Origin of the sequence: Corallococcus sp. EGB, assembly GCF_019968905.1 — a bacterium.
Lineage (GTDB): Bacteria > Myxococcota > Myxococcia > Myxococcales > Myxococcaceae > Corallococcus.
Map to the genome: position 1 here is coordinate 9,139,588 of NZ_CP079946.1, position 26,326 is coordinate 9,165,913.

At 69.9% G+C, this 26,326-nt stretch carries 23 protein-coding genes; 11 read left to right on the top strand and 12 right to left on the bottom strand.

The genetic code is table 11. From position 1 onward, the window contains the following. Nucleotides 1-198 precede the first annotated feature (198 nt). Nucleotides 199-1,689 carry a long-chain fatty acid--CoA ligase gene (locus tag KYK13_RS37430; RefSeq protein WP_223639944.1) on the bottom strand — a complete coding sequence of 497 codons (1,491 nt, stop codon included), beginning with the start codon at nucleotides 1,687-1,689 and terminating at the stop codon, nucleotides 199-201. 223 nt (nucleotides 1,690-1,912) lie between these two features. Between KYK13_RS37430 and KYK13_RS37435 the strand changes: the two genes are divergently transcribed. Together KYK13_RS37435 and KYK13_RS37440 are read left to right on the top strand one after the other, a co-directional pair. Continuing rightward, nucleotides 1,913-3,076: an AAA family ATPase gene (locus KYK13_RS37435; RefSeq protein ID WP_255654120.1), complete on the top strand. Its 1,164-nt coding sequence runs from the start codon at nucleotides 1,913-1,915 to the stop codon at nucleotides 3,074-3,076. Beyond that, nucleotides 3,073-3,666 (top strand): DUF4276 family protein, encoded by a 594-nt coding sequence (locus KYK13_RS37440; RefSeq protein WP_223639950.1) that lies wholly within the window; start codon nucleotides 3,073-3,075, stop codon nucleotides 3,664-3,666. Before KYK13_RS37435 ends, KYK13_RS37440 begins: the two co-directional genes overlap by 4 nt. 51 nt (nucleotides 3,667-3,717) lie before the next feature. On the opposite strand, the gene KYK13_RS37445 is transcribed toward KYK13_RS37440, so the two are convergent. The 5 genes from KYK13_RS37445 to KYK13_RS37465 form a co-directional block, all read right to left on the bottom strand. Beyond that, the gene (locus KYK13_RS37445) at nucleotides 3,718-5,706 is read right to left on the bottom strand and encodes a triacylglycerol lipase (protein WP_223639953.1); all 1,989 of its coding nucleotides are present in this window, start codon (nucleotides 5,704-5,706) and stop codon (nucleotides 3,718-3,720) included. Nucleotides 5,707-5,837: 131 nt separating this feature from the next. After that, on the bottom strand, nucleotides 5,838-6,893 hold the full coding sequence (locus tag KYK13_RS37450) for an alpha/beta fold hydrolase (RefSeq protein ID WP_223639955.1): 1,056 nt from the start codon (nucleotides 6,891-6,893) through the stop codon (nucleotides 5,838-5,840). A 51-nt stretch (nucleotides 6,894-6,944) separates the two neighbouring features. Further along, complete coding sequence (locus KYK13_RS37455) at nucleotides 6,945-8,501, bottom strand: long-chain fatty acid--CoA ligase (RefSeq protein WP_223639958.1); 1,557 nt, start codon at nucleotides 8,499-8,501, stop codon at nucleotides 6,945-6,947. A gap of 42 nt (nucleotides 8,502-8,543) precedes the next feature. After that, nucleotides 8,544-9,539 carry a 3-oxoacyl-ACP synthase III family protein gene (locus KYK13_RS37460; protein WP_223639959.1) on the bottom strand — a complete coding sequence of 332 codons (996 nt, stop codon included), beginning with the start codon at nucleotides 9,537-9,539 and terminating at the stop codon, nucleotides 8,544-8,546. A 9-nt stretch (nucleotides 9,540-9,548) separates the two neighbouring features. Beyond that, nucleotides 9,549-10,274 (bottom strand): TetR/AcrR family transcriptional regulator, encoded by a 726-nt coding sequence (locus KYK13_RS37465; RefSeq protein WP_223639962.1) that lies wholly within the window; start codon nucleotides 10,272-10,274, stop codon nucleotides 9,549-9,551. Nucleotides 10,275-10,622: 348 nt separating this feature from the next. Between KYK13_RS37465 and KYK13_RS37470 the strand changes: the two genes are divergently transcribed. From KYK13_RS37470 to KYK13_RS37480, 3 genes are all read left to right on the top strand, one after another. Continuing rightward, nucleotides 10,623-11,093: an Lrp/AsnC family transcriptional regulator gene (locus tag KYK13_RS37470; protein ID WP_014400605.1), complete on the top strand. Its 471-nt coding sequence runs from the start codon at nucleotides 10,623-10,625 to the stop codon at nucleotides 11,091-11,093. A 2-nt stretch (nucleotides 11,094-11,095) separates the two neighbouring features. After that, nucleotides 11,096-12,319 carry a PLP-dependent aminotransferase family protein gene (locus tag KYK13_RS37475; RefSeq protein WP_223639965.1) on the top strand — a complete coding sequence of 408 codons (1,224 nt, stop codon included), beginning with the start codon at nucleotides 11,096-11,098 and terminating at the stop codon, nucleotides 12,317-12,319. A 155-nt stretch (nucleotides 12,320-12,474) separates the two neighbouring features. Then, nucleotides 12,475-13,221 (top strand): SDR family oxidoreductase, encoded by a 747-nt coding sequence (locus KYK13_RS37480; RefSeq protein WP_223639968.1) that lies wholly within the window; start codon nucleotides 12,475-12,477, stop codon nucleotides 13,219-13,221. 24 nt (nucleotides 13,222-13,245) lie between these two features. Here KYK13_RS37480 and KYK13_RS37485 read toward each other — a convergent pair whose 3' ends face one another. Continuing rightward, nucleotides 13,246-13,635, bottom strand: a complete 390-nt coding sequence (locus tag KYK13_RS37485; protein ID WP_223639971.1) for a helix-turn-helix domain-containing protein — start codon at nucleotides 13,633-13,635, stop codon at nucleotides 13,246-13,248. A gap of 132 nt (nucleotides 13,636-13,767) precedes the next feature. Here KYK13_RS37485 and KYK13_RS37490 point away from each other — a divergent pair, with 132 nt between their 5' ends. Beyond that, on the top strand, nucleotides 13,768-14,370 hold the full coding sequence (locus KYK13_RS37490) for a malonic semialdehyde reductase (RefSeq protein WP_223639974.1): 603 nt from the start codon (nucleotides 13,768-13,770) through the stop codon (nucleotides 14,368-14,370). A 319-nt stretch (nucleotides 14,371-14,689) separates the two neighbouring features. Here KYK13_RS37490 and KYK13_RS37495 read toward each other — a convergent pair whose 3' ends face one another. Continuing rightward, nucleotides 14,690-15,100 carry a hypothetical protein gene (locus tag KYK13_RS37495; protein ID WP_223639977.1) on the bottom strand — a complete coding sequence of 137 codons (411 nt, stop codon included), beginning with the start codon at nucleotides 15,098-15,100 and terminating at the stop codon, nucleotides 14,690-14,692. A gap of 110 nt (nucleotides 15,101-15,210) precedes the next feature. Further along, on the bottom strand, nucleotides 15,211-16,623 hold the full coding sequence (locus tag KYK13_RS37500) for a S8 family serine peptidase (protein WP_223639980.1): 1,413 nt from the start codon (nucleotides 16,621-16,623) through the stop codon (nucleotides 15,211-15,213). Between the two features lie 534 nt (nucleotides 16,624-17,157). Here KYK13_RS37500 and KYK13_RS37505 point away from each other — a divergent pair. The 3 genes from KYK13_RS37505 (at nucleotide 17,158) to KYK13_RS37515 (ending at nucleotide 19,659) form a co-directional block, all read left to right on the top strand. Then, nucleotides 17,158-17,961: a prolipoprotein diacylglyceryl transferase gene (locus tag KYK13_RS37505; RefSeq protein WP_223639983.1), complete on the top strand. Its 804-nt coding sequence runs from the start codon at nucleotides 17,158-17,160 to the stop codon at nucleotides 17,959-17,961. 34 nt (nucleotides 17,962-17,995) lie between these two features. Continuing rightward, nucleotides 17,996-18,568: a class I SAM-dependent methyltransferase gene (locus tag KYK13_RS37510; RefSeq protein WP_223639986.1), complete on the top strand. Its 573-nt coding sequence runs from the start codon at nucleotides 17,996-17,998 to the stop codon at nucleotides 18,566-18,568. A gap of 158 nt (nucleotides 18,569-18,726) precedes the next feature. Continuing rightward, nucleotides 18,727-19,659: an alpha/beta fold hydrolase gene (locus KYK13_RS37515; RefSeq protein WP_223639989.1), complete on the top strand. Its 933-nt coding sequence runs from the start codon at nucleotides 18,727-18,729 to the stop codon at nucleotides 19,657-19,659. 14 nt (nucleotides 19,660-19,673) lie between these two features. Here KYK13_RS37515 and KYK13_RS37520 read toward each other — a convergent pair whose 3' ends face one another. Further along, nucleotides 19,674-20,561, bottom strand: coding sequence for a DMT family transporter (locus KYK13_RS37520; RefSeq protein ID WP_223639991.1), 888 nt, complete (start codon nucleotides 20,559-20,561; stop codon nucleotides 19,674-19,676). 16 nt (nucleotides 20,562-20,577) lie between these two features. Continuing rightward, nucleotides 20,578-20,859 carry a rhodanese-like domain-containing protein gene (locus KYK13_RS37525; RefSeq protein ID WP_223639993.1) on the bottom strand — a complete coding sequence of 94 codons (282 nt, stop codon included), beginning with the start codon at nucleotides 20,857-20,859 and terminating at the stop codon, nucleotides 20,578-20,580. Between the two features lie 87 nt (nucleotides 20,860-20,946). Here KYK13_RS37525 and KYK13_RS37530 point away from each other — a divergent pair, with 87 nt between their 5' ends. Next, nucleotides 20,947-21,462 carry a GreA/GreB family elongation factor gene (locus tag KYK13_RS37530; RefSeq protein ID WP_223639995.1) on the top strand — a complete coding sequence of 172 codons (516 nt, stop codon included), beginning with the start codon at nucleotides 20,947-20,949 and terminating at the stop codon, nucleotides 21,460-21,462. Nucleotides 21,463-21,474: 12 nt separating this feature from the next. Here KYK13_RS37530 and KYK13_RS37535 read toward each other — a convergent pair whose 3' ends face one another. Further along, entirely contained in the window at nucleotides 21,475-23,229 is a 1,755-nt protein-coding gene (locus KYK13_RS37535; RefSeq protein ID WP_223639997.1) for a HAMP domain-containing sensor histidine kinase, read from the bottom strand. A 206-nt stretch (nucleotides 23,230-23,435) separates the two neighbouring features. On the opposite strand from KYK13_RS37535, the gene KYK13_RS37540 reads away from it, so the two are divergent. Continuing rightward, a complete protein-coding gene (locus tag KYK13_RS37540; RefSeq protein ID WP_223639999.1) occupies nucleotides 23,436-26,288 on the top strand; it encodes a PAS domain S-box protein in 2,853 nt (950 codons plus the stop codon). The last annotated feature ends 38 nt before the right edge of the window (nucleotides 26,289-26,326 follow it).

The following is a 26,326-nucleotide window of genomic DNA, read 5'->3' on the forward strand; positions in this document are numbered from 1 at the left end:
GGGTGCGGACCGGAGGCGAACGAGGCCCGGGCTTCTCTCCGTTAAGTCCGGCCCTCGCGGTCCGCCTCCGGGCCGCGACCTGCAACCTCTCACCCCTACATTTCCAGGGGGCTACAGGCCCATGACGAAATATTACGGACGAAGGCCCGGAGGCACATCCCAGGGGTATCCAGGGGGACGGCCGCAACAGGCCGAAATTCAACCCTCGCCGTATGACCGGGCGAGCGCCCGCCGGTCCACCTTGCCCGCCGGGGTGCGAGGCAGCGCGTCCAGGAGCCGCAGCGTGCGAGGCCGTTTGTAACGGGCCAGCCGGTCCGCGCAGAAGGCCGTCAGCGCCTCCAGGGTGGGCGAGGCGCCGGGCCGGGGGACGACGAGGGCGCGAGGCGTTTCACCCCACTTGGGGTCGGGGACGCCGATGACGGCGACCTCTGCGACGTCGGGGTGGCCGGCGAGGACGCTCTCCACTTCGGAGGGGTGGATGTTCTCGCCGCCGGAGATGATCAGGTCCTTGGCGCGGCCTTCGATGCGGAAGAAGCCCCGGTCATCGCGGGAGGCCAGGTCGCCGGTGTGCAGCCAGCCCTCCACGAAGGTGCGGGCGGTCTCCTCGGGGCGGCGCCAGTAGCCGGCGCACAGGTGGGGCCCACGCAGGAGCAGCTCGCCCACGTCACCGGGGCGCTGTTCGCCGGCGATGCGCGCTTCGACGTGGAAGAGGGGCACGCCGACGAAGCCCGCGTGCGAGCGCATGACGGAGTCGGGGAGGAAGAAGTTGTTGGGGCCGCCCTCGGTGAGGCCGTAGCCGGTGCGGAAGGGGATGCCGCGGGCGAAGAAGCGCTCGAAGACGGGAGCGGGACAGGGGGCGCCGCCGCTGATGAGCAGCTTGAGGCGGGAGAAGTCCACGTCATCGAAGCGGGGATGCCGCTGCATCTCGATGAACATGGTGGGCACGCCGAACACGAGGTTGACGGAGCCCGAGTGGATGAGGCCGAAGGTCTGCTCCACGTCGAAGGCGCGGCACACGACGGAAGCGCCGCCCGCGTACACCAGCGGCAGCGTGAAGACGTTGAGGCCGCCGGTGTGGAACAGGGGCGCGTTGAGCAGCGCCACGTCGTCCTGGGAGAGGCCCCAGCTGACGACGGTGTTCACGGCATTGGCGGTGAGCGAGCCATGCGTGAGCACGGCGGACTTCGGAAGGCCGGTGCTCCCGCCGGTGGAGCAAAGCACCCAGGGGGCATCCGCCTCCAATTCGACGGAGGGCAGGTCTCCGGACAGGGTCTCCCGGGAGCAGAAGAGCGGATCCGCGAGGGGAATCCACCGGGTCGTCAGCCGGGGACGCAGCGCATCGACCTGGGAACGGAAGTCCGGTCCGAAGCAGACGACGGATGGGGCGACGTCGGAGAGCAGGCCATGCAGTTCTTCGACGCCCAGGCGCCAGTTGAGCGGCTGGAGCACGGCGCCCAGCTTGGCGCAGGCGAACACGAGGTCCAGCGTCTCCACGCCATTGAAGGCCAGCACGGAGACGCGGTCTCCCACGCCCACGCCCAGGCCGCGAAGCAGCAGCGCGGTCCGATGGGCGGAGTCATTCCACTCCGCCCACGAGACACGCCGCCCACCCCGGAGCGAATCAACGAGCGCCGTGCGCTCCGGGGCGAGCAAAGCCCGCCGGGCCAGCCAGTCGTGGACGATGGGCATGCGGTTCCAGGCTAGACCACGATGCGCTTCCTGCATCGGACTCTAGCTACTCAATCTGGCTGCTCAATCTGGCTACTCGGTCTGGTATCAGATCTACTCCTGCCCGGGGCGAGCGGCACGATGAAGCGGCCGCCGCCCTGTTGGAGAACGTCCGATGCCTTCCGCTGAGAGTCCCGGGCCGTCCCACAATCCCCATGGGCCTCGACCTCCCCTGCTTTCGCGCGTGACCTTGCGGAATTTCCGCAGCATCGAGGTCTGCGACGTCGCCTTGGGGCCGCTGACGTTCCTCGTGGGCCCCAATGGCTCCGGCAAGAGCAACTTCCTGGATGCGTTGCGGCTCATCACGGATGCCTTGCGGACATCATTGGACCAAGCGCTCCGGACTCGGGGCGGGGCCGCCCTCATCGTGCGCCGTGGATTGAGTGGATCGAGCCAATTCGAGATTCGACTCGACTTCGTGCTGTCCGATGGCACTGCCGGTCACTACTCCGTCTGCATCGCCATCCCCGAAATCGGGGACCATGTGGTTCAAGAGGAGGAATGCGTCGTCGGGCGAGCGAGGTACCACGTTCGGGAAGGACGGATTCTCATTCCTCCTGGCCCCGTCTCCCCCCCCGCCGCGGATGACCGCCTCTACCTGGTCAATGCGTCAGGGCTGCCTGCGTTCCGTCCCATCTTCGACGCGCTTTCGAACATGGGCTTCTACAACCTCAACCCCGATCAGCTTCGAACAGCACAGCCTGCCGACAAGGGAGACTTCCTGCTCCGAGATGGTTCCAATCTCCCAAGTGTCCTGGAACGACTGGAGAAGCGAGACGGCGATGGCAAGAAGCGCGTGGAGGAATATCTGGGAGCCATCGTGCCCGGCCTTTCCAGCGTTGGTCACAAGCGCCTTGAGCACCTGGAAACCTTGCAGTTCCGGCAGCGCATCATGGAGGGGCGAGAAGTCTACGAGCCTTTTCCAGCCATCAGCATGTCCGACGGCACCCTTCGCGCCCTGGGCATCCTCGTCGCGCTGTTCCAAACGCGGGCCGAGCCGCGGATCCAACTCGTGGGCATCGAGGAACCCGAGGTCGCACTTCATCCGGCAGCTTCAGGTGTCCTGCGTGATGCACTCCGAGAGGCGGCCCAGTACGCTCAGGTCATCGTCACCAGTCACAGCCCGGAGTTGCTCGATGCCCCGAGCATCGATAGTGACGAGATTCTCTCAGTAGTAGCGGAGCAGGGTCACAGCCTCATCGCACCAGTCGACAAGGAGACCCGCTCCGCACTGAAGGAGCGGCTCTACACAGTAGGAGAGTTGCTGAAGGCCAACCAGCTGTCTCCCGATCGGCAGGCGATTCCCCAAGCGGATCAACTCCAGCTCTGGGAGCTCGGCACCGAATGAAGCTGGGGCTCATCGTCGAAGGACACGGTGAAGTCATCGCCGCGCCCATCCTCGTCAGGCGACTGACGCAGTGGTTGGCTCCCACGGTCCATCCAGAGGTCCTGCTTCCCCATCGCATTCCACGAGGCCAGCTGGTCAAGGAAGACGAGCTGCGCCGAGCCATCGAGCTGACGGCCCGGAAGGTGGGCGATGCAGGCCGCATCCTCGTCCTGCTGGACGCAGACAAGGACCTGCCCTGCGTGCTCGGGCCCAGGCTCCTGAGCTGGGCACGGGCACGACGCTCCCATCGGACCATCTCCGTGGTCGTCGCGCAGTGTGAATACGAAGCGTGGTTCCTCGCGGCGGCCGAGTCCTTGAGCGGCCAGCGCGGCCTTCCTTCCGTGCTGCGGGCTCCATCCGAACCGGAGAGCATCCGCGACGCGAAGGGCTGGCTCGGAAACCACATGCCCAGCGGCTACAGCGAGACCATCGATCAACCCGCCCTGACCAGCGTCTTCGACCTCGAAGCCGCCCGCCGCGCGGACTCCTTCGACAAGCTCGTCCGGGACATGGGCACGCTGCTGGGCGTCTCCGTCCCACCGCGCCCCTGACCCGCGAAGCACGGGCGCGCCCCAAACGCGCCCGTGCCTCACGTCACGTCATCAATCCCGCGAAACGAAGTGCGCGGAGATCTTGTTCCACACCGCCGGGGTGATGCCCATGCTCAGGTGGTCATAGGCCATGCCCTCCTGCTTCGCGTCGGCGGTCTTCTTCGCGGCCGTCCAGCCCTGGGTCAGCTGGGTCATCGCCGCGATGCTCTCCTCGAAGAGCACGCCGTCGCTGCGCAGCGCGGACGTGGTGGACGTCATGCCGTCCGTCTCGAACGGCTGCGACCCACCCGCCGTGCCGTACAACACGTAGAGCGACGGCAGGCGCGAATCCAGGCCGTGCTCCGCCAGGCGCGTGATGAACTTGCCGCCCATCTCCATCGCCGTGGCCATGCCCAGGCCGTCCATGATGCGGTACTTGCCGTACATCAGCGAGTCGTACGCCTCACGGTTCTGGTTCGTGTTGTACGCGTGGTACGCGAAGCACGGCGAACCCACCGGGTCGAACGCCGTCGTGCGGCACACGCGGTGGTCGCTGGACGCCATGTAGCCCGCCGCGATGAACGGGTTCAGCGGGTTGTAGATGAGCTTCGTGTCCAGCCAGGGGAAGTAGCGGTTCTCGTCCGGATCGATGTTGCTCCACGAGGAGGAGCTGCGGTCCGGAATCGGGTACGAGCCACGCAGGTCATACGCCGCCTGCAGCTGGCCCGGGTACGCCGTCACGTACTTGCCGCTGTCGTTCACGGCGCCGAAGAGGCTCATGTTGTAGTCGTCGAACTTGAACGACGACGCGGACAGCCCCTGGTTCGTGTTCAGCGTCTGCAGCGTGCTCGAGGACACCGGCGTGCCCGTGCTGGACAGGCCCGTGATGTTCGACAGGTAGATGCGGCGGAAGTAGTCCGGCCACGTACCGCCAGAACCCTTGCACACGCTCTCCGCGTAGGGATTCTTGAACCAGGGCGTGTCATAGCCAAACGTCACGCACTGGAACGCGGAGAAGTACGTCCACGGCATCGGGCCACGGCCCACCGGCGCGTTGTCGGCCGTGCTCGCGATGGTCAGCGTGTGGATGGGGTGGCGGAAGTTCAGGTCGATGCCCTTGTGCGGCCCGGACAGCGGCACGTACACGCGCACCGAGTCGTCATACGCCGGCACCTGCGATGCCTGCTCCTTCGCCAGACGCTCGAAGAAGCGCGTCGTGCTGAAGCCGCCCCACGTGGCCGCGTTCTCCAGCCAGGGGTCCACCGCCAGCACGCCCTTGCTCCACGCCACCACGTCCACCCGCGCCACGCCCGGGTGCAGCGCCTTGATGCGCTGCACGGCGTTGGCCACGTGGATGGCGTGGTTGAAGTTGTCGCCGTGGAACGAGCCGAACGTCAGCGCGTACACGCAGCGGCCCTTCGACTCCAGGTCCTGCACCATGCCCGTCAGCTGCGCCGCGCCGCCGTAGGTGCCTCCCGAACCGTTGTTGCCGTTGGGGAACAGCCACACGTTCGCGTCCTGGATGGCGCCGTGCACCAGCAGCGTGGGCGTCAGGTTCACGTTACAGGTGCGCGCCGCGGTGGCCCGCCCCTTGTGCAAGAGGACGAAGCGCGCCTCCGGCTTGGTGGGACCGGGCGTGGGACAGGTGGCCCCGGCCGTCGTGGCACAGCTGTTCCCGTAGTAGAGGTTGAACCCGTTCACCAGCTGCTGGTTCAGCGAACCGAAGTACGTCCTCAGCGGGTAGTCGCTGGACTGGTACGTGTCCTGGTCCCGCAGCTTCAGCGTGCGCGGGTTGTAGTACTCCGTGCGGAAGCGCTGACGGCCCTCCAGCAGCTCGATCTGCCCCCAGGACCACGAGGGGGGCGTGTACGTGCCCACCACGCGGTAGTTGCCGGTGAAGTTGGTGGGGATGGCGTCGAAGTACGGCGCCAGGTCCGCGTCCAGCGGAGCCTCGGCCGTCCCGAGGGCCTCCTGCGCCTGAGGTGCTTCCGCGGGGTTCTCAGCCCCGCAACCTGCCATCAGCAATGCGGCCGTGAGCGACAAACTCCAGGTGCTTCGCATGCGGACCTCCGGGTGGTGAAGGGTGCGGCGACAGCGGACTGCGACAGGGGAAGAGGACGCACGGGACACACGAAGGGCCCCAGGGGCTCCCCGGAAAGGCCCTCGCGTGACTCACCGCGCGTCAGGAACGGCTAGCGGGCGTGCTCGCGCAGGAACGGGACGAGCAGGTCGTGGAACTCCTGCGTCTTCTCCAGGTGCGGGCTGTGGCCCGTGTCCGGGAGGACGACCTCGCGGTAGCGGCCGCCGTTGGCCTTGTAGCGCTCCATGACCTTGCGCATCTGCGACACCATGGGCTGCGGCGGATAGACCTCGTCCCCGGGCCAGCCCGGGACCACGCCCAGCTTGCCCAGGAAGCCGAAGTCGAAGAGCGACGTGTCGGAGACGATGGCGTCCTCCGCGCCGCGGATCCACAGCACGTCCGGCCCGTTCGCCAGCGTCGCGAAGGAGGCGGTGTTGTAGAAGGCGGGCGCCATGGCGTTGTTCATGCCCGTGGTGCCCGGCGCCACGCCCGGCCAGTTCGGCGACTTCGTGAAGTTGCCCGGGTACAGCTCGTCGGACACGTGCGTATCCAGCACGGAGTCCAGGAGCATCTCCTCGTCCGGGTGACGGAACGGCGGCTTCACGTAGCAGCCGTTCATCACGTTGCGCGGCGACGTCTGCGACTCCGTGGAGCGGTCCTTCGTCTTCAGCCGCTGCACGAAGTCCGGGTTGGCCGTGCCGCCGCCGGAGCCCGCGAAGTCCGCCCAGCACGGCGTTCCGTCCGCGTCCTTCGTGCCGCCGAAGCCGTAGGGCGACAGCGGCGCCTCCACCACCAGGCCGGCCACCCGCTCCGGATGGTCGATGGACAGCTGCATCACCATGCCCGCGCCCGCCGAGTGCGCCACGAACACCGCGCGCTTCAGGGACAGCGCGTCCATCAGCGCCGCCAGGTCGTCGCTGAAGTCGCGCATGCCGCGCGTGGCGTTGATGGTCTTCTCCTCGGTGTGGCCATAGCCGCGCATGTCCGGCGCGATGCCCCGGAAGCCCTGGGGCAGCGTCTTCATCAGCGACTCGAAGAACGCGGACGAGGAACAGTTGCCGTGCACGAAGATGACCGGAAAGCCGTCCTCGCCCACGAGCCGCGCGCGCACCCGGAGCCGCTGCGTGGGGATGTCGCGGATCTCGACCTTCCTGGATGAATCAGCCATGTGCGCGCTCCTCTTGGTGTTGCTTGAACTTGAAAGAAGGAAACCCGTGGGTCACGAAGCGGCCCGAGCGTCCGCGGCGCTGGCCGCCTCGCGCAGCTCGCGCTTGAGAATCTTCCCGGCGGCGGACACCGGCAGGGACCTCACCAGCTCCACCCGCTTGGGGACCTTGAAGCGCGCCACCCGGCCCTTGAGGTGCTCGAGCAGCGCGTCCGCCGAGGCCTCGGCCCCCGGCTTGAGCACCACGTAGGCCCGGCCGCACTCGCCCCACTTCGCGTCCGGCACGCCCACCACCGCGCACTGCTGCACGGCGGGGTGCTCGTAGAGGACGGTCTCCAGCTCCAGCGGGTACACGTTCTCTCCGCCGGAGATGAACATGTCCTTCTTGCGGCCCGCGATGGTGAAGAAGCCATCCGCGTCCACGCGCGCCAGGTCCCCGGTGTGGAACCAGCCGTCCGCGCTGATGGCCTCCTTCGTGGCGGCGTCGTCCTCGAAGTAGCCGGAGCACATGGAGGGGCCCTTCAGCACCAGCTCCCCCACCTCGCCCACCGGCACCGCATTGCCGGCGTCGTCCACCAGCTTCGCGTCGATGAAGTAGTTGGGCCGGCCAATGGAGCCCGCCTTGGACACCGCGAACTCCGGCCCCATGCTGAAGATGCCCGGGCCGAACTCCGTCATGCCGAAGCCCTGCTTGAAGGGCACCGGGTGCACCGCCTGCCACGCCTGCAAGAGCGGCACCGGCAGGGGCGCGCCGCCGCTGGTGACGAAGCGCACGGAGGAGAAGTCCGTCCCCTTCCAGCGCGGCGAATCCATCAGCTGCTGGTACTGCGTGGGCACCGCGAAGAAGAGCGTCACCTTCTCCTTCGCCACCAGGCCCAGCATCTCGTCCGGATCCCACCGGCGCATCAGCACCACGGTGCCGCCCACGGTGAGCAGGGGCAGCGTGTAGACGAGCAGCCCGCCCGTGTGGAACAGCGGCGTGTGCGTCACCGTCACGTCGCCCTGACGGATTTCGTGCACCAGCGTGTTGAGCGTGTTCCACGCCACCATGCGGTACGAAATCCTGGCGCCCTTGGAACGGCCGGTGGTGCCGCCGGTGAAGAGCAGGCAGAGGATGTCCTCCTCGCTCACCGCCGCGTTCGTGACAGGGGCCGGGGGCGCGTACGCCACGGCCTTCTCGTACGGAGCCGCGCCCGGCAGGCCCTGCGCCTCCAGCGACACCAGCCGCAGGCCGTCCCCCACGTGCTCGCGAACCTGGGCCACCGCGTCCTTGAAGTCGTCCCCGAACAGGAGCACGCGCGGGTGGATGGCGCGCACGCCCTCCGTCAGCTCCGCCGCGTGCAGCCGCCAGTTGTAGGGCACGAAGATGGCGCCCAGCTTCCCGCACGCGAACAGCGTGTCCAGGTACTCCACGCCGTTGTGCGCGACGATGGCCACGCGGTCGCCACGCTGCACGCCGGCCACGTCCCGCAGCCAGCCCGCGAGCGCGTTGGCGCGCGCGTTCATCTGCCGGTACGTGAAGCGGCCCGCGTCCCTGCGGGCCACGTCCACCACGGCCACCGCGTCCGGCCAGTAGAGGGCACCCCGCCCCATCCAGTCTCCGATGAACATGCGAAGAACTCCTGTCTGAATGAGGCGGGGTGTTGGGGGGAACTAAGCCGTCCAGCGGTAGAGGGCGGACGCCATGGCCAGGCCACCGCCGCTGGCGCAGAACGCCACGAGGTCGCCCTTCTTCACCTTGCCCTGCAGGACCGCGTCGTCGAGCGTCATGGGGATGCAGGCGGAGCCCGTGTAGCCCCACTTGTCCATCGTGTAGTGCGCCTTCTCCATGGGCTGGTTCAGCGCCTTCATGGTGGCTTCGATGGTGCGCAGGTTGAGCTGCGTGAAGACGAACAGCTTCACGTCATCCAGCGTCTGGTCCGCGCGCTTGAGCAGCGTGTCCAGCAGCATGGGCCAGCGCTCGGTGTTGAACGTGGAGGGGAACTTGCGCACGAACTGCACCGCGGGCTTGCCGTCCGTCAGCGCCAGCGTCTCCGCCGTGGCGGGACGGTGGGTGCCGCCGGTGTAGATGCCCAGCGCGTCGTGGTACTCGCCGTTGGCGAGCAGCTTCGCGCCCAGGAAGCCCGGCTTGTCGGACGCGCCCAGCACCACCGCGCCCGCGCCGTCCGCGAACAGCGTGCAGGTCTTCTTGTCCTTCCAGTTCACGAACCGCGTCATCCCGTAGGCGCCCACCACCAGGATGCGCTGGTAGCTGTCGTCCGCGGCAATCGTCTTGGACGCCACGTCCAGCGCCGTCACCCAGCCCGCGCACGCGGCGTTGATGTCGTAGGTGCCCGCGTTCACCGCGCCCAGCTTGGCCTGCACCACGGACGACGTGCCCGGGGAGAGGTAGTCCGGCGTGTCACTGGCCACGAGCACCAGGTCCAGCTCCCTGGGGTCCACCTTCGCGCGGGCCAGCGCCTCCTTCGCGGCGGCCACGGCCAGGTCGCTGGTGGCCTGGTCGTCCGCCATCACGTGGCGCTGCTTGATGCCCACGTTCTGCTGGAGCCACTCGTCCACCTTCTCGCCGAGGATCTTCTCCACGTCGGCGTTGGTGAGGAGCTTCTCGGGGACGTAGCGGCCGGTGGACAGGATGTTCGCGTAACGCATGACGGTGTTTCAGCTCCGGGGACCGCGTGACGGACGGCGAGGGGACTTCGCAGGGGTGGGCTTCGACGACTTCGCGGCGGGCTTCGGGGGGGTGGGCTGCGCCGCGGCCTTCGGGGCAGGGACGGCCTGGAGGTGGGGCGGCAGGCCGTGGGACAGGAGCGTCATCGCCGTGTCGAGCACGCGCTCCAGCCCCATGTCCTCCTCCCAGAGCACCCAGCGCATGCCCAGGAAGTCGCCAATGCCCATCAGGCAGTAGGCGAGCGCCTCCGGATCCATGCGGCGCACCTCGCCGGCCTCCATGGCCTGCGTGAGGCCGCGCACGTAGCCCTTGGCGAAGCGGTCGTAGTAGCGGCGGTAGCAGTCCGCGTCCACGAACTCCGCCTGCCGCACCACGCGGTAGAGGTTGGGGTGCTGGCGCACGAACTCGAAGAAGGCGCGCAGCCCCTCGCGCTCCACCTCGAGCCGGGTGGTGCACGAGGCCGTGGACTCCGCGATGAGGCGGCGCAGGCGCGCGCCCAGCTCGTCCACCACCTCCACGAAGATGGACTGCTTGTCCGGGAAGTACACGTAGAACGTGCCCAGCGCGACGCTGGCCTTGCGCGTGAGGTCCGCGATGGACGCGCGCTCGTAGCCCTTGTCGCCGAACACCGCCTCCGCGGCCTTCAACAACTTCTGCCGCGTCCGCTGACCGCGCGGCGTGACGGGGACGCGTTCTGAAGTTGAAGGGCGATTCATCTTTCAGGACGGGTAACACCCGGCCGACCGCCCTGTCAAAAGCGGACGGATGGCTCCCTGCGTCAAAGACAGACACGGACGCGAGGCGTCAAACACTTCGCGTGACGCGCTCGGACCGGGAGCGCGGAGAGTGTCCACCGCCCCTGGCCTTCCCCTCGGAAGAAATGCCTCGGGGCCTTGCCACCACCACCTTCTGCTCGACGGCGCGGGGGACCCGGGAGGTCAGGTGGACAACCCTCCGCCCGCTCCAACCCTTTTGGATGCAAACGGACTTGCACTTCCAACCAAGTGCATATAACTTCACCGTCGACCGCCAAGACTGCTTATAAAAATAAGGTTTCCCACCCCATGGACGCCCTGGATTATCGCATCGTCGACATGCTTCAGCGCGATGGCCGAGCCACGCAGCTGGAGCTGTCACGTGGGGTGAAGTTGTCCCAGCCGGCGGTGGCGGAGCGCATCCGCAAGCTGGAGGAGAAGGGCATCATCACCGGCTACACGGCGCGCGTGGACGCGACGCAGCTGGGCAAGGACATCACCGCCTTCATCGGGGTGAGCATCGAGCACCCCAAGCACTTCGAGGGCTTCGCGCGCAAGGTGGCGGAGCTGCCGGACGTGCTGGAGGCCCACCGGGTCGCGGGGCAGGACTCGTACGTCTTGAAGGTGAAGACCGCGAACACGCGGACCTTGGACTCGCTGTTGGTGGAGACGCTGCGCACCATTCCAGGTGTCACCCGCACGAGCACCACCATCGTCCTGTCGACATTGAAGGAGGACACGCACGTGCGTGTCCCGGATGAGCTGTTGAACGGAGAATGAACATGAGCGCGGACGCGATGAGTGCCCCCCTGCCCCCTCCTACGGCCTACCGGCTGTCCAAGCGCATGTCCCGGATGAAGACGTCCGCGGTGCGCGAAATCCTCAAGATCGCCGAGCGCCCGGACATCCTCTCCTTCGCTGGCGGCCTGCCCGCCCCGGAGCTCTTCCCGAAGGACGCCATCGCCAAGGCGTTCGCGGAGACCTTCGCCAGTGACGCGGACGGGCGCTCCGCGCTCCAGTACAGCACCACGGAGGGCTTCGCCCCCTTGCGCGAGTGGATCGCCGGGCACCTGACCCGCAAGGGCCAGCGCGTCCACGCGGACCAGGTGCTCATCACCAGCGGCTCGCAGCAGGGCCTGGACCTGGTGGGCAAGGTGGTGCTCGACCCCGGCGACCTCGTCGTGGTGGAGGACCCCAGCTACCTGGCGGCGCTGCAGACCTTCGGCGGCTACGAGGTGGAGTTCGCCACCGTGCGCAGCGACGACGCGGGCATGGACACGGATGACCTGGCGGAGCTCTTGAAGAAGCGCCAGCCGAAGCTGCTCTACGTCATCCCCAACTTCCAGAACCCCAAGGGCACCACCCTGTCGCTGGAGCGCCGCAAGGCGCTGGTGCGCCTGGCCCAGCAGCACAACTTCCTCATCCTGGAGGACGACCCGTACGGCGAGCTGCGCTTCAAGGGCGTGCACCTGCCGTCGCTGGCGGCGCTGGATGACCAGGGCGTGGTGCTGTCGCTGTCCACCTTCTCCAAGACGCTGGCCCCCGGCCTGCGCCTGGGGTGGATCACCGGCCCCAAGGCGCTGCTCAAGCCGCTGACCATCGCCAAGCAGGCCACGGACCTGCACACCGCCACGCTCGCCCAGCGCGCCACCGCGCGGCTCCTGGAGACCTTCGACTACGCGGGCCACATCCAGGCGCTGATGCCCATCTACGCCCAGCGCGCCAACGCGATGCTGGACGCGCTGAAGGCCCACATGCCCCAGGGCACCCAGTGGACCCGTCCGGACGGCGGCATGTTCCTCTGGGTGGAGCTGCCCCAGGGCCTGGACGCGGCCGCGCTCCTGCCCCGCGCCGTCGAACAGAAGGTCGCCTTCGTCCCCGGCGCGCCCTTCTTCGCCAACGACCAGAAGCCCCAGTTCATGCGCCTGAACTACTCCAACCGCCCGCCCGAGCTCATCGTCGAGGGCATGAAGCGGCTGGGCTCCGTCATCGCCGACGCGCTGTAGCGCCCAGCGCCCCGCCCCCAACGCACCGCGTCGGGGGCGGAGGCCTCATGAGAAGTTGAAGCTTGATTCAGGTTTCAGCCTCCGCGGCGCTGGCCAGCGCCCGTGCGGTGTGCGTACCCTTGCGCGCGTTTTTTCCAGACGCCCAGGAGAGGCACATGCAGCTGAAGGACCTGAAGATCATCGTCACCGGCGGCGCGCAGGGCATGGGCGCGCACTTCGCCCAGCGCATCCACGAGGCGGGCGGCCAGGTGGCCGTTGGCGACGTCAACGAGGAGAAGCTCGCGGCGCTGCCGGCGGGCATCCACCGCCGCAAGCTGGACGTGTCCAACGAGCAGGACGTCACGGACTTCGTGCAGTGGGCGCACGGCGCCATGGGCGGCCTCAACGGCCTCATCAACAACGCGGGCATCCTGCGCGACGCGCTGCTCGTGAAGAAGGACCGCACCACCGGCCAGGTGAAGAAGCTGTCCACGGCGGATTGGAACGCCGTCATCGGCGTGAACCTCACCGGCGCCACGCTGATGGTGCGCGAGGTCGTCACCAAGATGGTGGAGACGGACCAGCGCCCCGGCGTCATCGTGAACATGTCGTCCATCGCGCGGCACGGCAACCGCGGCCAGTCCAACTACGTGTCCGCCAAGGCCGCGCTCGCCGCCAACACCGTCACCTGGTCGCGCGAGTTCGCGCCGTTCGGCATCCGCGTGGGCGCCATCGCCCCGGGCATGATTGAAACGCCCATGACGCAGGGCATGAACCAGAAGGCCCGCGACGCGCTGGTGGCCGCCATCCCGGTGGGCCGCATCGGCGAGCCGGAGGACATCTGGCAGGCCGTGAAGTTCATCGTGGAGTGCGACTACTTCAACGGCCGCACCATCGACGTGGACGGCGGCCACAACTTCTAGGCCGCTCCACCCGCGCCCCGGACCTCAGGCGCTCTTGCGCTTCCGGGGCGCGGCCCGCGTGGACTTCACGCCCGCGGCCTTGGGCGCCGCGGGCTTCACGTCCACCCAGCGCTCCGCCCACCGGCCCAGCTCGTCGATGACCTTCCAGAACGCCTGCCCCTTCTCCGTCAGGCGGTACTCGGAGCGGATGGGCGGGCCCGGGTCGACGTGGCGCTCGATGATGCCCTCCGCCTCCAGCTCCTTGAGCCGCTCCGACAGGACGCGCTCGCTGATGGTGCCGATGCGCTCCGTCAGCTCCCCGAAGCGGCACGGCCCGTCCATCAGGATGCGCAGGATGATGCCCGTCCAGCGCCGGCCCAACAGCTCGGCCGCCGTCAGGAACCGGGCGCACAGCGGGCGCAGGTCGTCATGCATCGCGAGGTCGCCTCCACTCCGAGTATAGCGCCCGCCCCCTCCCATCCGCACTCACTTACTTTTTGGAAGCAACTTGCGAAATAAAAGTGACGCGGATAGCCATGGGGTGTTCGCAACGGAAGGACGGCACGCATGGCGACACAGAACACGGCCCTGGGGACGGACGCGCTGGAGCAGCTCTTCACCGAGGCCCGCACGTACCCGGCGTGGCAGGACCGGCCGGTGAAGGACGAGACGCTGCGCCAGGTCTATGAGCTGGCGCGCATGGCCCCCACCGCGCTGAACAGCCAGCCGCTGCGCCTGGTGTTCGTGAAGAGCCGCGAGGCCAAGGAGCGGCTCAAGCCCGCGCTGTCCCCGGGCAACGTGGACAAGACGATGCAGGCGCCGGTGACGGTCATCGTGGCGTATGACACCGCCTTCCACGAGCAGATGCCCAGGCTGTTCCCCTCGCGGGACCTGAAGAGCGTCTTCTCGGCCATGACGCCGGAGGCGCGCGAGCAGTCCGCGTTCATGAACGGCACCCTGCAGGCGGGCTACGTCATCCTGGCGGCGCGCGCGCTGGGGCTCGACTGCGGCCCCATGGGCGGCTTCGACAAGGCCAGGGTGGACGAGGCCTTCCTCCAGGGCACCGGCTGGAAGTCGAACCTCCTCCTCAACCTGGGTTACGGCGACACGGCCAGGCTCCTCCCGCGCAACCCGCGTCTGTCCTTCGAGGATGCCTGCCGGATGGATTGAGGTGTCCAATCACAGACAATGCATTGGCCCCCCGTTCAATGGCATTAGCTGACCACAATCCTGATTTTCTATGCTAATCAGGAAGAAGCCGCTCCGCCGTCGGTTCCACAGGAGAAACTCCGGCAAGCAAGCGTCTTCCGGTGCGACAGCGCGAGCGCTCCCGACGTGGGCGCTGTCCTTCGAGAGGCGGTTTTTTTAGACCGCAGGAGGGCCGCCTTCCGTTCAACGGGGAGCGGGGCCCGGGAGGCTGACGGGAGCATGCCGGCCGCGCCGAACGGGTGCGGGGCTTGTGACGGGAGGCAATCGCGGTGCAGCGGACCTAGTACAGCTGTTCGAGCGGCATCATGGTGCCCGCCTCGAACTCCGGCGCGCGGCGCAACTGGTCCAGCACGCGCGGAGCGCACCTGAGGTGGAGCATGGGCAGGGAACCGCCCGGCTCGCTCATGGCGCGCACGGAGCCCACCAGCTGGTGTGCCTCCAACCAACGCAGGAAGCTCTCGCGGAAGCGGGCGTTCTCCGCCTGGCCTTCCTTGTAGATCTCCGCACGCGAACGCATGGGTGCCCGTGAGGATGGGGCCGCGCTCCTGGGCGCGGCCGACTCCCGCGGCATCACCGTGACGTCGATGTCGCCGCCCGGCTGCGCGTCACGCTCCTGGCCACCCGCGCCCGGCAACGCGCGCACCGCGCCTCCGCTGCCCGGCAGCGGACGCACGGCGGCGACGGAGGACATCCGGGCCGATATCTCTTGAGGTCCGCCCGGTACGCCGCTCTTCCTGCGCATGGCTCACATCCTCCCCCAGGTCCGGTGCTCACGTGGCACCGGCCCCGGCAACTCCCCAGTCACCTGAAAACAGCCAGGCCCTTCCCCGTCCGGTGGTCCGCCGAGCGAGGAAGCTTGATGGCATTGGCCAGAATCAAATCCCTCACTTCCAATGCCGTCAAGTCAGGGGCACGACAACGATACAACGCAGCGATGCCTGCGACATAGGGCGCCGCCATGCTCGTGCCACTCATTCGTTCATAGAACGCCTGATTGTTGCAGCGGCGTTCAGTAGACGAATACACATTCACCCCGTAGCCCATGACGTCAGGGACGACGCGCCGCCCCACGGCGCCACTGGCGGAGAAGGTGGCCACGTTGCGCTCGAAGTCGACTGCCCCCACAGCCAGGGCCTCGGGAAAGGCCGCTGGGTAACCAACCGTATTGGGTCCACTGTTACCCGCCGCGACAATGGGCAGGATGTTGCTGTCCAACAGCCGACGCAACATGGCCTGCAGGGCGCGCTGGTTGAGCAGGTAGTCCGCCTCGGAGATGCCCGGGGGCGGCTGCAGCGGGAAGCCCAGCGACAGGTTGACGACGGCGGGACGCGACGCGTTCTCCGGACGGCTGAACTGGTGCAGCAGCCACTCCATGCCGGCGGCCACGCGGCCCAGGCTGGTGCGGATGGTCTCCGACTCGATGACGGACGCGGCGTAGAGGTCCACCTCCGGCGCGACGCCGTGGTGCACGCCCGCGGCGATGCCGCACACGTGGGTGCCGTGGCCGTCCGGGTCGAAGCCGCGCACGTCCCGCGCCGGGTTGTGCGGCGAGTTGGGGAAGAGCGAGACGTAGCGGAACTGGATGGTCTTGCTCGCGTGCTCGGGGTGGTCCGCGTCCACGCCGGTGTCCAGGATGCCCAGCATCACGCCGGCGCCCCGGATGCCCTGGGCGTGCGCCAGGGGGACGCCGGACTCGTCCGGCCACTCGCGCTGCGCGAGCGAGCTCATGCCGCGGTTGCGCGGCCCCGTCTGTCCGGCGGACACCGGACCGGGGAAGGACAGGGGCACCACGTCCGGGATGAACTCGAAATCCCCGGCCAGCTCACCCCGGGCCGCCTTCTCCGCGTCCGGGGAGTAGAAGTGCGCCATGGTGGCGCCGATGAGCGGCATGAACCGGTAGCTGCCGGCCTCCGCGCCGGTGGGCTCGGACACGGGCGCGCCGGGCATCGGGGTGGCGGCGGCCTGTTTCGCGGCCTTCTTGCCCCGGCCGCTCCTGCGGGCGCGCGGCTCCTGGCCGCTGACCGCGGGCTTCATGCCGGGCAGCGTGGCGGACCGCAGGCCGAGCGCGGTGAGGGCCTCCGGCGCCTTCTGGGCCGCGCTGAAGCGCAGCGCGGTGCTGCGGCTGAGGACGCGCTCGCCCTGCGCCGTGCCACGCACTCCGGGCCGGGCCTGCGTCTCGATGGACTCCTTGGGGACCAACAGGAACGACTTCATGGCTGTGCTCCTTGAACCGCTCAATCCGCGCCGGGCCCGAAGGGAGAGCACCCGCGCTACGACCGCGCCCACCTGGGGACCCTGACAAGCCCTTCGGATCCGGTGGGTCGGGCCCACGGGCGTCGCCCGGAGCCGTCTCATCGTCTGCCCTCCCCTCTCCCCCCGACCGGGGGCTTCATCCGGGGGATTTGACCCCGGCCCCCTGACAAAAAATCACGGGATTCCCGTAATAGACACCCATTGTCTGGTGTCTCGGTCCTCGCTTGGCTTCCCCGAACCTCCGGAAACACAACGGATTCCCTCCGCGGGACGAGGGCAGTGGCACGGGGCGCACACGGGTTCTGTCGGCCAGCGGATGTGGGGATGGGGCAGGCAGGAGGGGCGGGGGCGCGAGAGGGCGTCCGGGCGGGGCTTGCGAGCCCGGCATGCGAGGGGGTGAAAAAGTGGTGGAGGGAAGCCCGGGATGCGCCGATTGTTCGTGTTCCATCCGCCCGGAGTCAGTCCGCGCGGGACGCTGGCCTTTCTGGAGCCCCCTTGATTCCCTATTGGCACGCCCCCTCGTTCAAGCTGGGGCCCCTGGAGCTGAACCCCTTCAACGTCTTCGTGGCGGCCGGCATCCTGCTGGCCGCCCGGCTGCTGACGAAGCAGGCGGAGCGCGAGGGCCTGGATCCGAACCCGCTGGCGGACTTCGCGATGTGGGGGGTGGCGGCCGGCATGCTCTTCGGCCACTGGGTGCACCTGTTCTTCTACCACCCGGAGGAGCTGTCCAAGAGCCCGTACCAGATCGTCAAGTTCTGGGACGGCCTGTCGTCCTTCGGAGGCCTGCTGGGCGGCATCCTGGCGGCGGTGGTGTTCTTCCGGCTGAAGAAGCTGCGCTTCCGGGACTACGCGGACAGCTTCGCGCTGGGCGTGGCGCCGGGCTGGGCGGTGGCGCGGCTGGGGTGCTTCGCGGTGCACGACCATCCGGGAAAGCTGACGGACTTCTTCCTGGCGGTGCAGTTCCCCAACGGCAACCGGCACGACCTGGGCTTCTACGACGCCATCGTGCTCTTCGCGATCACCGGCCTGCTGTACGCGGTGCGGGACCTGCCGAAGATGAAGGGGCGGCTCTTGCCGCTGCTGGCGCTGCTGTACGCGGCGTGCCGCTTCAGCCTGGACTTCCTGCGGGCCACGGACCTGTCCTACGTGGACGCGCGCTACTTCGGCCTGACGCCGGCGCAGTACGGCAGCCTGCTGCTGGTGGTGTACGGACTGTGGGGCCTCTTGCGCAAGCAGGCGCCGAGCACGTCCTCCCAGAAGCCGCCCGCGCCGCAGGGCCGGGTGGAGACGGCGCGGTAGCAGCGTCCACGTTTCGCTCCAGGGGGGTTCACACGTGAGGGCACTGGCGTACGACGCACTGATGGCGCCGCTGGGCTGGGTGGGGCTGAACGCCGCCCGGCGGCAGCTGGTGGAGGGGCTCTCCGGCAAGGTGCTGGAGGTGGGCGCGGGCACGGGCCTGGCGCTGCCCGGCTACCCGGACACGGTGTCGTCGGTGACGGCGGTGGACGTGGACCTGGGCGCGCTGGTGCGGGCGCGGACGCGGCGCGGCGGCGTGGCGCTGCTCCAGGCGGACGCGCAGGCGCTGCCGTTCACGGACGGCTCGTTCGACGCGGTGGTGTCCAGCCTGGTGTTCTGCTGCGTGGACGCGCCGGCCACGGCGCTGGCGGAGGTGATGCGCGTCCTGAGGCCGGGCGGGGAGCTGCGCCTGCTGGAGCACGTGCGAGCGCCGAACCGGACCGTGGCCACCGCGCAGGACCTGCTGACGCCCGCGTGGCGGCGGCTGTCCGGCGGCTGCCGCCTCAACCGCGACACCTTCCGCCTGGTGGAGAGCGCCGGCTTCCACATCCTCAAGCGCGAGCAGCGCCTGGGCGGCGTGGGTGAGCTCATCTTCGCCCGGCGGCCCTGAGAGCCGCTTCCCCGGACGGGGCGGGTCAGCTCCGTCCCGAGGGTCGCTTCCGACCTTTCAGGATGGATTCACAAACAGGATGTCAGAGGTCTCCCTAGGATGGCATTCCTCGCGCGGCGGACCGACCCGCCGCGCCCCATCCCGTGAGGCCCTGACCCATGCTGAGAGCCCTTCGTCCCCTCGTCGCAGTGCTGCTGTTCGCCGGCTGTGGATCCGACATCACGTCGGGGTCCTCGCCCGACCTCGTGAGTGCTCCGGCCGCGCTGGCGGACGCCGACCGCGCCGGTGGCACTACGCCGCGCGAGGGCTCCGTGCGGCTGTCCACCGGCGTCACGCTCCGCTACGTGGAGCAGGGCCGCCAGGACGGGCCCGTCGTCGTCCTGCTGCACGGCTATACGGACTCGCATCACACCTGGGACCTGGACCTGCCCCGCTTCTCGCGCGACTTCCACGTGTACGCGCTGGACCAGCGTGGCCACGGGGACTCGTCCCGCCCGGCGTGTTGCTACACGCAGCAGGCGTTCGCGAAGGACGTGGTGGCGTTCCTCGACGCGAAGCGCGTGTCGCGCGCCGTGCTGATGGGCCACTCCATGGGCAGCTTCATCGCGCAGCAGGTGGCGCTGGACTTCCCCAGCCGCGTGAAGGGGCTGGTGCTCGTGGGCTCCGCGCCCACCGTGGCCGGCAATGAAGTGGCCCTGGGCCTCAAGGAGGTCGTCGACCTGCAGACGGACCCCGTGGACCCCGCCTTCATCCACGAGTTCCAGGCCGGCACCTTCTACGCGCCCGTGCCCGCGTCGTATCTGGACACGCTCGTGTCGGAGAGCTCCAAGCTGCCCGCGCGCGTGTGGCAGGACACGCTGGACGGACTCATCGCGGAGGACCACTCCGCGCGCCTGGGCCGCGTCCGCGTGCCCACGCTGATCATCGGCGGGGACCATGACGGCTTCTTCTCCGTGGAACAGCAGCGCGCGCTGGCCCGCGCCATCCCCGGCGCGAAGTACCTGCTCTATCCGGAGACCGGCCACGCGCCGCACGCCGAGCGCCCGCGCCGCTTCATGAGCGATGTGCAGCAGTTCCTCGAGCGCCTGTAGTCCCTGCGCGCGCTTCAGGCTCCGGCCGCCCCGGCCTCCGGGCGGCGTGAGTCGCTCCGGGCCAGCACCACCACCGCCACCAGGATGAGCAGGCCGCCCAGGCCCTGCCGGAGCGACAGGCGCTCGCCGAGGAAGATGGCGCCCAGCACCACCGCCATCACCGGCTCCAGCGTGGAGAGCAGCGACGTGTTCACCGGGCCAATGCGCTTGAGGCCCGCGAAGAACGTGAGCATGGCCACCACCGTGGACAGCAACGCCAGGCCCACCACCGCGCCCCAGCCGCCCAACGTCTGGGGAAAGGACGGGCCCTTCACCAGCATCAGCGTCCCGAAGGCGAGCCCCGCGGACAGCGGGACGACGGTGCTCGCCGCGAGCGGCCCGGCCGGCCCCGCCACCCTCGCGCTGGACAGGACGTAGAGCGCGTAGATGACCGCCGACAGCACGCCCAGGCCAATGCCCAGCGGCTCCGCGTCCGGCCCCGGGTCCACCGTCAGCGCCGTGCCGCACAGGGCCAGGGCCACCGCGAGCCAGCGCGGGCGGCTCAGGTGCTCGCGGCCCAGGGCCACCTGGATGACGGCCACCAGCGCGGGGAAGAGGTAGAGCAGCAGCGCCACCAGCCCGGCGGACGCGTGCTGGAGCGCGATGAAGTAGACGCTGCCCTCGGTGAAGTAGCCCACCGCGCCCAGCAGCATCAGGCCGCCCAGGAGGCGGCCCCGAGGCCAGGTGCCGCCCTTCGCGACCATCACGCCCGTGAGCACCAGCCCGGCCAGCGAGAAGCGCAGGAAGAGCAGCGTGGGCATGTCCGTGCCCGCCGCGTAGGCCAGGCGCGCGAACAGGCCCAGCGCGCCAAACGAGGCGCCGGACAGGGCGACGAGGAGGAATCCAGCGGTGCGGGTCTGCATGCGCCCGGGCGCGCGCCTACCAGTTCTTCACGGAGCCCAGGTCGAACACGTCCGGGAAGCCGCCCTTGCGCAAAAGCTCCGCGGCCACCGCGCTGCGGCCTCCCGCGGCGCAGTACACCACCACGGGCGTGCCCACCGGGCCGACCTCGGAGAGGCGCTGGGCCAGCACCTGCACGGGGATGTTGCGGGCGGCTTCCGGGTGTCCCTGCTGGAACTCCTCCGGGGTGCGCACATCCAGCAGCACCGCGCCCTGGGCGACGAGTTCGTGGGCCTTCTGAGAGCGTTCCTGAGGCGTCATGGTCTTCATTCAACCCCAGCCCGGGGCCGTCCCGGGCTGAAAACTGGAGGCCGTCGCGCCGGGCGCTACAGTCCTGTATCGATACCCATGCGACTCGACAAGCTCACCCTGCTCCACCAACTGGCCGAGCGACTCCAGCAGAGCGACCGGCTGGCCCACCGCGCGGAGGCCGACGCTCGCGAGGCCGCCCGCAGCCTGGCCACCGAGTCCGAGAAGAAGGAAGACGGCCGCGCCGCCATCGAGTACGGCAGCCTCGCCACCGGGCAGGCCCACCGCGCCCGCCGCCTCCAGGAGGAGCTCCAGGCGCTCAACGCCTTTGGCCAGAAGGAGCTGCCGCGCTTCCCGCGCCAGGGGCCCGTGGGCCTGGGCGCCCTGGTGGACGTCAGCACCGAGGACGAGGAGGGCTTCGCCGAGCGCACCTTCTTCGTGCTCCCCGCCGGCGCGGGCACCGAGCTCACCGGCCCCGGCGGTGACGGCTTCCTCTCCGTCATCACGCCCAACTCGCCCGTGGGCCGCGCGCTGCTGGGCAAGAAGGCCGGCGACACCGTGGAGGTGACGCTCGCGGGGGAGGTGCGCGAGTGGACGGTGCTGGAAGTGGCCTGAGCCGCTCCGGGCCTACGCATCCTGGAGGGGGCCCGGCGCCGCGTGCGCGGTGAGCCACTCCTCCGGGATGTCTCCGCGGGGCAGCTCCAGGATGAACGTGGCGCCCTCGCCGGGCACGCTGACGGCGCTCACCGTGCCGCCGAACGCCTCGACAATCTGGCGCGTGATGTAGAGCCCCAGGCCCAGGCCGCCGTAGTGCCGGTCGCTCACCGCGCGCTCGAAGCGCTCGAAGATGCGCGACAGGTCGCCCGGCGCGATGCCGATGCCGTGGTCCTTCACGGTGAGCCGCGCCAGCGGGCCGTGCGCCTCCACGCCCACGACGACGGGGCGGCCCGCGCCGTACTTGAGCGCGTTGGACACCAGGTTCGTCACCACCTGCTCCAGCCGCAGCCGGTCCCACCGGCCCACCACCGGCACCGGCGCCTCCAGGCCCAGCTCCGTGCCGGCCTGCGCCGCCGCGGCGGAGAAGCGGTAGAGGATTTCGGCGGCCACGCTCGCCAGGTCCAGCTCCTCCAGCTCCAGCCGCAGCCGGCCCGCGGTGATGCGCGACACGTCCAGCAGGTTGTCCACCAGCCCCGACAGCCGGCGCACCTGGCGCTGCACCACGTCCAGCGCCTCCGCGACGCGCTCGGTGGGCACGTCCTTGCCCTCGCGCGCGAGCGACACCACCTGCTTCTGCAGCAGCTGCACCTTGAGGCTCAGCGGCGTGAGCGGCGTCTTCAGCTCGTGGCTCGCGATGCCCAGGAACTCGTCGCGCTGGCGCACCGCCTCGCGCGCCTCGCGGTACAGCCTCGCGTTCTCCAGGTAGAGCGCGGTGCGGTGGGCCAGCTCCGTGAGGAAGCGCTCCTCGTCCGGACCAAAGGCGCGCAGCACGTTGGAGCGCAGCACCACCAACGCGCCCAGCATGCCGCCTCGCGCGCCCAGCGGCACGCTCAGGCAGCCGTGCGGCCCCAGCTCGCGCAACAGCCGCGCGTGCTCGGCGTCGCGCGCGATGGCCGCCACGTGCTCCTCGGTCAGGATGGGCAGGCGCCCCACCCTTCCGGACACGAGCGCCGGGGGCACCCCGCCCGGCATGGACGAATCCGGTGGGTAGCGCGTGAGCAGGTCGCGCAGGAGCTCGTGCCGCCGCGCGTCCGCGTGCAGTGACGCCGCCACGCGCAGGACCTCTTCGCCCAGGGTGCCCGGCGTCCGGAGGATGAGCAGGGCCGCCTCGCCCAAGGCGGGCACCAGCAGCTCGAGCAGCGGCTCCAGCTGCGCCTCCGCGTCCACCGACGTGCTCAGCAGCGCTCCGGCCTCCGCCAGGAGGCGCGACGCATCCAGCGCCGGCGCCGGCAGCGGCTCCACCGCGTGCGTGCGCAGGAGCGCCGCCGCCACCTGCCCGTCCCTGGCCCGCACCGGCGCCGCCGTGCAGCGCAGCGCGACGCGCGTCCCATCCGGGCGGAGCACGTGCCACACGGAGGCCTCCACCGGCTCGCCCGCCAGCGCCCGCCCCAGCGGGGACTCGCGCGGCGGCAGCGGTGTGCCGTCATCACGCACCCATTCGCACCCAGGCAGCCGAGCGTGCTCGATGCGCAGGGGAACGGGGATGCCGAAGTGCGCCGCGGCTTGCGCGTTGAAAACAGTCACACGGCCCGTGGACTCGACGAGCATCATGCCTTCCGCGTCCATGACGCGCGTCGGCAGGGGTGGGTCATCCCCATCCGTCACGCGGGCCTCCAAGGCAGGAGAGGTGATGCCGGACATGCCAGGGCTTTGCGCACGCATCATGGTGTCATCTCCGCCTCCCGGGATGAAAGGAAGACAGGACCCGAAGCCCACCGCATCCTCAAGGACAGGGAATGCTCTCCGCCTCCACGCTCTTCCCGCGGGCCCCCTTGCCTGCATGGCGGCGATCCTCAATCGTTCGCCTGTCCACGTCCGCGTCCCGGCCGTTCCGCCCGCACGGCCAAGTTCTTCCACCGCGAGTCACCTGAATGCAGATGCCGTTCCCCCGGCCTGAAGGCACCACCCCCACCGAGCGCCGCTTCCGTCAGGTCATCGACACGCTCCAGGAGGTCGTGTTCCAGACGGACACGGAGCGCCGGTGGGTGTTCCTCAATCCCGCGTGGACGGAGGTGACGGGCTTTCCCGTGGAGGAGAGCCTGGGGCGCAACACCATGGACTTCGTGCACCCGGACGACCGGGCGCGCGTGCTGGACGTCTGTCATTCGCTGTTCACGCGCGAGCGCGACTCCGTCCAACACGAGGTGCGCTACCTCACGCGCGATGGCGGCTTCCGCTGGGTGGAGATCTTCGTGCGGGTGACCGTCGACGAGGATGGCTCGCTGCTGGGCATGGCGGGCACGCTCAACGACATCACCGAGCGCAAGCGCACGAGTGACGCGCTCGCGCGGCGCGAGCGCTACCTCACCGCCCTGGTGGACATGCAGCAGCGCCTGCTGTCGGTGCAGGAGGGCGGCGACCTGTACGGCCCCGCGCTCGCGCCGCTGGGGCAGGCCTCCGGCGCCAGCCGCGTCTACGTCTTCGAAATCTACACCGACGCGAAGGGAGTCCTGCTCTGCAGCCAGCGCGCCGAGTGGTGCGCGCCCGGCGTGCCCGCGGAGATCGACAACCCGCTCCTCCAGGACCTGCCCGTGCAGCCCATCCTGGGGCGCTGGGCGTCGGTGCTGGAGCGCGGCGAGGTCATCACCGGCCGCGTGGCCACCTTCCCCTCCGCCGAGCGGGACCTGCTGGAGCCGCAGGGCATCCTGTCGCTGCTGGTGCTGCCCCTGCGCGTGCAGGGGCGGCTGGTGGGGTTCGTGGGCTTCGACAACTGCTACGAGGCGCGCGAGTGGGACCGGCTGGAGGTGGACCTGTTGTCCGCGGCCAGCGGCGCCATCTCCGTGGCGCTGGAGCGCCGCGCGTCCGAGCGGGCGCTGCGCGAGCACGAGCACCGCTTCCGCCAGCTCGCGGAGAACGCGTCGGACGTGCTGTACCTCTACCGGCGGGAGGCGCCGCGCGGCTTCGCGTACGTCAGCCGCGTGGCGCACGCGAAGCTGGGGCTGGGGCCGGAGGCGCACTACGCGGATCCGGAGCTGTGGTACCGGCAGGTGCACCCGGATGACCGGGCCTCGCTGGAGCGGCTGCTGGAGTCGCCCCAGTCCGTGGCCGGCGCGCCGATGGAGCTGCGCTTCCTGCGCCCCGACGGCAGCCTCCTGTGGATGGAGCACGTGGTGGCGCCGGTGATGGACTCGGCGGGCCGCGCGGTGGCGGTGGAGGGGCTGGCGCGCGACATCACCGAGCGGCGGCAGGTGGAGGAGGCGCTGAAGCGCTCCGAGGCCAGCCTGCGCGCGCTGATGGAGGGCTTCCCCGACCCCGCGGCCATCGAGCGCGACGGCCACATCGTCTACGCCAACGCGGTGCTCGTCACCACGCTGGGCTTCGCGCGCGCGGAGGAGCTGGTGGGCCGCCGGCTGTCGGAGTTCCTGGCGGACGTGCCGGGCACGGGCGTGGCGTCCGGGGACAGCACGCCGCTCACCAGCGAGCGGCGGCTGGTGCTGCGCGACGGGCGCACGCGCGTGGTGGAGCTGGCGTCGCTGCCCCTGCGCTTCGACGGGCAGCCCGCGGTGGTGTCCATCGCGCGCGACGTGACGGAGCAGCGCCAGTTGCAGGCGCGGCTGACGCTGGCGGACCGGCTGGCGTCGGTGGGCACGCTCGCGGCGGGCATCGCGCACGAGATCAACAACCCGCTGGCCTTCGTCCTCTCCAACCTGGCCTTCCTGTCCGACGAGTTCCGCCACCACCTGTCCCCCAGCTCCGGCTCCGGCGTGCGCGGCCTGCGCCCGCCGGACGTGGCGGAGTGGCAGGAGGTGCTGGGCGAGGCGTGCGAGGGCGCGGAGCGCGTGCGCCAGATCGTCCGCCAGTTGAAGACGTTCTCGCGGCCGGATGAAGAGCGCATGACGCCGGTGGACGTGCACGCGGTGCTGGACTCGGTGGTGATGATGGCCGCCAACGAGATCCGCCACCGCGCGCGGCTGCGGCGGGACTACGGCCAGGTGCCGCAGGTGATGGCCAACGAGGGCCGCCTCTGCCAGGTGTTCCTCAACCTGGTGGTGAACGCGGCGCAGGCCATTCCGGAGGGCTCCGCGCACGAGCACGAGGTGGTGCTCGTCACGCGCGCGTCCGGCGGACAGGTGGTGGTGGAGGTGCGCGACACGGGCTGCGGCATCGCGCCGGAGATGATGGGGCGCATCTTCGATCCGTTCTTCACCACCAAGCCCGTGGGCGTGGGCACCGGCCTGGGGCTGTCCATCTGCCACGGCATCATCACGGGGCTGGGCGGCGACATCCAGGTGGAGAGCACCCTGGGCCGGGGCAGCACGTTCCGGGTGCTGCTGCCTGGCCCCCCGCCCGAGCCCCTCCTCCGCCCGCCCGAGGCCCCCGCGCCCGTCGCGCCCGTGGCACCGCGAGGCCGCGTGCTGGTGGTGGACGACGAGCCCGCGGTGGGACGCGTGCTGCAGCGGCTGTTGCGCGGCCACGACGTGGAGGTGGCCACCAGCGGCCGGCAGGCGCTGGAGCGCATGGCCCGGGCGCCGGGCTTCGACGCGGTGCTGTGCGACGTGATGATGCCGGACCTCGCGGGCCGCGACGTGTACGAGGCCGTGCGGCGCGAATACCCGGGCCTGGAGCGCCGCTTCGTCTTCGTGTCCGGCGGCGCCTTCACCGCGGGGGCCCGCGAGTTCCTGGAGCGCATCCCCAACCCGCTGCTGGAGAAGCCCTTCGACGAGGCGCGCGTGCGCGGCGCCGTGGAGGAGCTGGTGCGGCACGGGCCGCCGGACACCGCCTGACGCGGCGGGGCCGCCGCGGCGCGGATCCGCTCCATCGG